Source organism: Candidatus Binatia bacterium, assembly GCA_036504975.1.
Taxonomy (GTDB): Bacteria; Desulfobacterota; Binatia; order UBA9968; family UBA9968; genus JAJPJQ01.
In genome coordinates this window covers 1-6057 of record DASXUF010000159.1, presented here as the reverse complement: position 1 = coordinate 6057, position 6057 = coordinate 1, and the positions used below count along the sequence as shown (strand labels likewise).

At 59.8% G+C, this 6057-nt stretch carries 7 protein-coding genes and 1 pseudogene; 3 read left to right on the top strand and 5 right to left on the bottom strand.

The features are described from left to right. The 3 genes from VGL70_19875 to VGL70_19865 all read right to left on the bottom strand — a co-directional run. Positions 1 to 632: dihydroxy-acid dehydratase (locus tag VGL70_19875; GenBank protein ID HEY3305791.1), on the bottom strand; the 632-nt coding region annotated here is incomplete at its 3' end. Between the two features lie 191 nt (positions 633 to 823). After that, complete coding sequence (locus VGL70_19870) at positions 824 to 1696, bottom strand: ABC transporter permease (GenBank protein ID HEY3305790.1); 873 nt, start codon at positions 1694 to 1696, stop codon at positions 824 to 826. A gap of 20 nt (positions 1697 to 1716) precedes the next feature. Next, complete coding sequence (locus VGL70_19865) at positions 1717 to 2235, bottom strand: MarR family winged helix-turn-helix transcriptional regulator (GenBank protein ID HEY3305789.1); 519 nt, start codon at positions 2233 to 2235, stop codon at positions 1717 to 1719. Positions 2236 to 2376: 141 nt separating this feature from the next. On the opposite strand from VGL70_19865, the pseudogene VGL70_19860 reads away from it, so the two are divergent. Further along, positions 2377 to 3546, top strand: a pseudogene (locus VGL70_19860) (cation:proton antiporter). Between the two features lie 130 nt (positions 3547 to 3676). Next, positions 3677 to 4288: a hypothetical protein gene (locus VGL70_19855; GenBank protein ID HEY3305788.1), complete on the top strand. Its 612-nt coding sequence runs from the start codon at positions 3677 to 3679 to the stop codon at positions 4286 to 4288. Positions 4289 to 4300: 12 nt separating this feature from the next. Here VGL70_19855 and VGL70_19850 read toward each other — a convergent pair whose 3' ends face one another. Both VGL70_19850 and VGL70_19845 read right to left on the bottom strand, forming a co-directional pair. Next, on the bottom strand, positions 4301 to 4729 hold the full coding sequence (locus VGL70_19850) for a hypothetical protein (protein HEY3305787.1): 429 nt from the start codon (positions 4727 to 4729) through the stop codon (positions 4301 to 4303). 106 nt (positions 4730 to 4835) lie between these two features. Continuing rightward, positions 4836 to 5168, bottom strand: coding sequence for a hypothetical protein (locus VGL70_19845; GenBank protein ID HEY3305786.1), 333 nt, complete (start codon positions 5166 to 5168; stop codon positions 4836 to 4838). A 284-nt stretch (positions 5169 to 5452) separates the two neighbouring features. Here VGL70_19845 and VGL70_19840 point away from each other — a divergent pair. Further along, a partial coding sequence (locus VGL70_19840) for an FAD-dependent monooxygenase (GenBank protein HEY3305785.1) occupies positions 5453 to 6057 on the top strand: 605 nt, incomplete at its 3' end.

Here is a 6057-nt window from a genome sequence, read left to right as displayed (position 1 = left end):
TCCATCACCGTGGACATGGTGTTGGCGGTGAACTGCCCGCCGCACGCGCCGGCGCCCGGACAGGCGCGATCTTCGATGGCCTTCAGTTCCTCGGCGCCGATCTTGCCGCGCGCGTATGCGCCCACCGCCTCGAAGACGTCTTGAATCGTGAGATCGCGCTCGCCGATGCGCCCTGGATCAATGGACCCGCCGTAGAGCGCCAAGCCGGGAATATTGAGCCGGGCGAGCGCCATCACCACGCCGGGATTGGTCTTGTCGCAGCCCGAGATGCAGACCAGCCCGTCGAAATGGTTGCCCCGCGCGACCAGCTCGATCGAGTCGGCGATCACCTCGCGGCTGACGAGCGAGCACTTCATGCCCTCCGCGCCCATGCTGATGCCGTCGGAGATCGAGACGGTGTTGAATTCCATCGGCGTCCCGCCCGCGGCGCGAATACCTTCTTTCACCTTGGCCGACAGCCGCCGCAGGTGAAAGTTGCACGGCCCGATCTCGATCCAGGTATTGGCGACGCCGACGATGGGGCGCGACAAATCCTGGTCGGTAAATCCGACCGCCTTGAGCATCGCCCGCGACGGCGCCCGATCCGGCCCCTGCGTTATAACACGACTCCGCCGATTCAAATCCTCAGCCATACTCACACCTCGCGTAAAACTGTTGGGATCAGACTAACTTTAACTATGGCGCTCGGCCTTTTGCAAGCAGCGCCCAATTTCACCCTGAAAGGGCGTGAAGTGGATCGTGACGCAGGTTACAAAAAAGGAAAGACGGCTCGGTCAACCGGCCTGGTGTATGGCAAAAAGCTTTGAAACCAAGTCAGGGCGTTCTACTGCGCCGCTCCGACTCTCGGACGCCATTTGTCGAAGCGTCTCTCGACCCGGGTCAGGAGTTCCATGCCGATCATGCCGGTCAGGGCGAAAACGAGGACGCCGACAAAAACCTTATCGGTCTGGAAGGTCGCCCCGGCTACCGTGATCATAAAACCGATCCCGGCGGTAGCGGCATAAAGCTCTCCCACCATGACGCCCACGATGGCCCGGCCGAGTCCCAGTCTGAGACCGGTAAGAATGAAAGGCACGGTTGCGGGCAGGACGACGCTCCGAAAGATCATTTGCTCCGTGGCGCCGAAGCTCTTGGCGGCGTTCAGCAGGTGCAGCGGCGTAGTCTTCACGCCGTCGCGCGCGTTGATCAGGATCGGGAAGACCGCGCCGAGAAAGATAATACCAACTTTTGACAGGATTCCGATTCCCAGCCAGATGATAACCAGCGGCAGAAGCGCCACTCGGGGGGTCGCGTTCATCGCATTGATAAAAGGGTCGAAGATATGGCTCGCCTTCTTATACCAGCCGACCATGATGCCGAAGGGGACGGCGACGGCGACCGAAAGGAAATAACCCCAGAAAAGCTCGATGCCGCTCACGCGGAGATCGTTCCAGATCTCTCCCGAGCCGAAAAGATCGACCGCAGCTTTCCAGACGAGCGACGGCGCGCTCATAAACATCGGATTGACGCGGAGAATGGGGATCGGATTGTATACGCTTACCGGACCGCCCATGAACTCCCAGAGGAGCAGAAAAAAGCAGACCGACGTGACGCCGATGATCGCCTTCTCGTTGTTGAGATAAAATTTATAGAGCCAGGAAGCCTCGGCGACCCTGACGTCTAACAGCACTTCCTCTTGTTGTTGAGCTTCAGCCATAACCTGACCTCCAACAAAAATTAGCTTTTGGCCTTCTTTCGATCTGCAACCGGGGGCTGGGCGGTTATTTCGCTCTCACTTAGAGCGCCCGGAATTTCCGCCAATGATTGCTTTGCCGATGCGATCACGCGGCTTAGGACCTGGAGCAACGCAGGGCCGACCGACTTGAGTTCGTGCAGGTGATGCAACGAGAGTTTTCGCAGCACGTCTTCGCCGCTCTCAGTGAGCCGGACGAAGACCTGCCGCCGGTCGGTCCGGCTGCGGTAACGCCGGACGAACCCTCTGTTCGCCAGCCGATCGACAAGCTCAACCGCGCTGTGATGCTGAAGCTGCAAACGCTCTGCGAGCACGCTGATGATGGGTCTTTTGCCTGGCGGAAGTCCTTTCAACGCGAGCAGCAGTTGGTGTTGTTGAGGCTCGAGCCCGGCCGCCCGCGCGGCGTTCTCGCTGAAGTGGAGATATCGACGGACCTCATAGCGCAATTCCGCCATCGCCCGATAATCCGGTCCCTCTTCGGCTTGATTCGGGAGCTTATTCATCGTGATACGATACAATCGTTCTGCGATCTAAATAGCCTAAAAATCGGCTGCATGTCAAGATACGATGGGCTCCATGCAATAGTCGCCCGTCCGAGCACGAGCCGTGTTGACATGCCGAGCCAAGACCGGCAGTCATTACACATGCCGCACGAAACGCCATTGATCGCGACCATCGCCGTCAGTTTGGCCTTTGCATTCGTCGGCGGCTTCATCGCCGTCCGTCTTCACCTGCCGCCGCTCCTCGGCTATCTGCTCGCCGGCGTAGCCGTCGGACCGTTTACGCCGGGATTCGTGGCCGATGCCAAGCTCGCGCCCCAACTCGCCGAGATCGGGGTGATCCTGCTCATGTTCGGTGTCGGCATGCACTTCTCCATGCGCGACTTTCTCAGTGTTCGCGGCATCGCGGTTCCCGGCGCGGTGGTGCAAATTGCCGCAGCGACTGCGCTCGGCACAGGCTTGGCTTCCCTATGGGGATGGTCCTTGGGCTCCGGGCTGGTCTTTGGGCTGGCCCTATCGGTAGCCAGCACGGTGGTCTTGTTGCGAGAGCTGGAAACGTTGGGAATCCTGTACTCGCCCAATGGACGCATCGCCGTCGGCTGGCTGATCGTCGAAGACCTGGTGATGGTGCTGACTCTGGTTGTGCTCCCGGCTCTTGGCGAATTCTTCGGACAACCCCAAGATCCTGCCTTGGGTGAAACGGCACCCGTCAATGTCTGGGCGACGGTTGGAATTACCTTAGGCAAAGTCGCTCTCTTTGTCGCGCTGATGTTGCTGATCGGCGCGCGGCTCTTCCCCAAGCTGCTCACGCTGGTCGAGCGCACCGGCGCGCGCGAGCTGTTTACGCTCGCCGTAATCGCCCTGGCCCTCGGGGTCGCGTTCGGATCCGCAAAGCTTTTCGGCGTCTCGTTCGCGCTCGGCGCTTTTTTCGCCGGCGTCGTCATCAATGAGTCCGATCTGGGCCACCGCGCGGCGACGGATTTGCAGCCCTTGCAGGATGCCTTCGCCGTGCTGTTTTTCGTCGCCGTCGGGATGCTCTTCGACCCGGGCATCCTCGTGCGTCAGCCTCTGCAGGTCCTCGCCGTCGTCGCGATCATCATGATCGGCAAGTCCGCGGCGGCCGCGCTCATCGTGTGGGCTTTGCGCTACCCGCTCGACACCGTGCTGACGGTTTCCGCGGCTCTGGCGCAGATCGGCGAGTTTTCATTTATCCTGGCGGGCCTGGGCTTGAGTCTGGGATTACTGCCGAAGGAGGGACAGGACCTGATCCTGGCGGGCGCGCTGCTCTCGATCGCCTTCAATCCCCTGCTCTTTCATGCCGTCCGTTCTTTGTACCCGATTCGCGCCGGAAATCGAGTCGCCGCCGGCGCCGGTGGCGGCGCGTCATGGGCCCGGAAACCAGGATGCGCTTGAAGGGACACTGTTCGGACCCTATGCTGTTTCTATGATGAAATTTAAAAAATCCGGCGGCATGCTCTTGGGGTTGGCGTTTTTGAGCCTGTTCGGCTCCATCACAGCCGCGGTTCAGCTATCGAGGGAAGACGGCGACCGGTTGCAGCGGAAGATCGACGAAATCGTAAAAAACAGCGCGGCGCCCGCGGCCCAATCGAAGAAGACTCCGGTATCGGAGAGCGAGGTCAATTCTTATCTCGCTTTCAACGTCCGGGACAAAATCCCCAAGGGCCTCACCAACCCGGAGATCGCCATCGTCGGAAACGGCGCGCTCGCCGGACGCGTGCTGATGGACCTCGACGAGTTCAACCGCAATCGCAGATCACAGGGGGGACTGATGGACCCTCTGGCTTATCTTTCCGGCAAAGTTCCCGTGACGGCGCGCGGGATTCTCCGCGCCGAAGACGGCCGGGGGCGGTTTTACCTCGAATCCGCGGAGATACACGGCGTAAACTTGCCCAAGCCGCTGGTGCAGGAGATGGTGAGTTATTTCTCGCGCACGGCTGAGAATCCCGGAGGATTCGATATCGACGCGCCGTTCGATCTTCCCGCGAAGATCCGTGCGATCGTCATCAACAAGGGCGAAGCGATCGTGGCGCAGTAGCCTCGCGCGCGGCTACGCGGCCAGTCGGACTTTTCCTCTCTTGGATCTTTTTTTTCCGTTCTCGCCGGTCGGCCGGTGCTTCGGTGTGAGCGTTGGCGCGGTCAATTTCTCTTTTTCTTTTATCAAGCCGTTGCGCACGTATCCGGGTTCGAATCCCAAAGACGCGCAGATCTGCTCGAAGGAGAAAAAGTATTTGCTGTCTTTCTCCAGAATCCACTCCTCCGCCTCGCGGAACAAATGCTTGGTCTTGCTATGCCGCGCCCGCGCGTACTTTTGGAAGCACGTGATCGCGTCCTCCAGAACCGCGAGCATGAGGGTTTTTTCAGGCTCTAAATACGTCCGCCTCCTAAAAGTATCCTGGTACTCCGCGGGAAGGACCGGGTCCAGTTGGAATAAAGACGATACCTTGTCTTCTATAGTCAGCCTCGTTCCATAATTCATAAAAACGCCTCCTCGGACATGAATGCTTCTCATGAAGATCCATGAGCGCCCAGCGGCTCCGCCGTAGGGAAAATCAAAGTGTTAGGCTTGGGCCGTGAGCCAAAAATTATAGGGAGGCGAACGGCGGAGCGCGGACGACCGAGGACCTGAGCAGGCGTAAAGCGGGAGGGCGCTCAGGATCGGCAAGCTCGAGAGAGTGCGGATGGAATGAAGGAGCCCAATGGAGCCAGGTCGCGGCGGCCACCATCTCCCGCAGTCCGCCGTGATTTTGCCGGGGATCCTTGTTGATCTTGCCGACGAAACTATGGCCGGACTGGGAAAGAGGAATCTCGAGATTGAAGTCGGAATCGAGAGATAAAGAGGTGCCGGTGAAAAGTAGCGCCCATGCGATCACGGCGACCGCCCACGTTCCTCTCACGAGTTTCGAGTTGGAAAGCATTACGAGTTCTGTATACGAAAAGTGATGGCGCATGTCAACATGGCTATGACCATGGCTATGGCTTTGGGGAACCGCCGCGACGGCGGCGGCGGCGAGGGCGACCCCTCCGGCCGTAAGGTGTTTGCATCGTTGGCTCGGAAAAACTAGAGTCGGACCCGCAGAAACCGCCGATGGCGACCGGTCTTCTTCTCCGAATCGGCGTCCCTGCCCAGGCTCGCGTGCATCGGCCTGATTATTATCGGCATCTTGGGTCTGAAAAGTTCTTGGCTTAGCGACTTCGGGACATGGCAAACAACAGCATTTCCGCTCGCTGCTTGATCGCCGGCGGCGGACCCGCCGGCATGATGCTGGGCCTTTTGCTGGCGCGGGCGGGAGTGGACGTCGTCGTCCTGGAAAAGCACGCGGATTTCCTCCGCGACTTCCGCGGCGACACGATTCATCCTTCGACGCTCGAAGTGATGCACGAGCTGGGGCTGCTAGACGAATTCCTCAAGCTGCCGCATCAGCAAGTCCCGAAGCTGAACGCGCAAGTCGGCGATAAGACCATCACCGTGGCGGACTTCAGCCACCTGCCGGTTCGTTGCCGCTTCATCGCCATGATTCCGCAGTGGGACTTCCTCGACTTTCTCGCCGATCATGCGTCTCTCTATCCGGGATTTCGTTTGATGATGAAGACCGAAGTGACCGACCTCATCGAGGAATCGGGACGGGTGGCGGGCGTGCGCGCGACGACGCCGGATGGGTTGACCGACATCCGCGCCGATCTCGTCGTCGGCGCCGACGGCCGGAATTCCATCATCCGCGACAAAGCCGGCCTTCCGGTGAAAGACTTCGGCGCGCCGATGGACGTGCTGTGGTTCCGCATCTCGCGCAAGCCGGGAGATCCGGA

What these genes read in the sequence shown, in the direction of transcription:
- VGL70_19850 (HEY3305787.1), bottom strand. Translation starts at nt 4,729, where the DNA reads ATGAATTATGGAACGAGGCTGACTATAGAAGACAAGGTATCGTCTTTA.
- VGL70_19855 (HEY3305788.1), top strand. Translation starts at nt 3,677, where the DNA reads ATGATGAAATTTAAAAAATCCGGCGGCATGCTCTTGGGGTTGGCGTTT.
- VGL70_19870 (HEY3305790.1), bottom strand. Translation starts at nt 1,696, where the DNA reads ATGGCTGAAGCTCAACAACAAGAGGAAGTGCTGTTAGACGTCAGGGTC.
- VGL70_19865 (HEY3305789.1), bottom strand. Translation starts at nt 2,235, where the DNA reads ATGAATAAGCTCCCGAATCAAGCCGAAGAGGGACCGGATTATCGGGCG.
- VGL70_19845 (HEY3305786.1), bottom strand. Translation starts at nt 5,168, where the DNA reads ATGCTTTCCAACTCGAAACTCGTGAGAGGAACGTGGGCGGTCGCCGTG.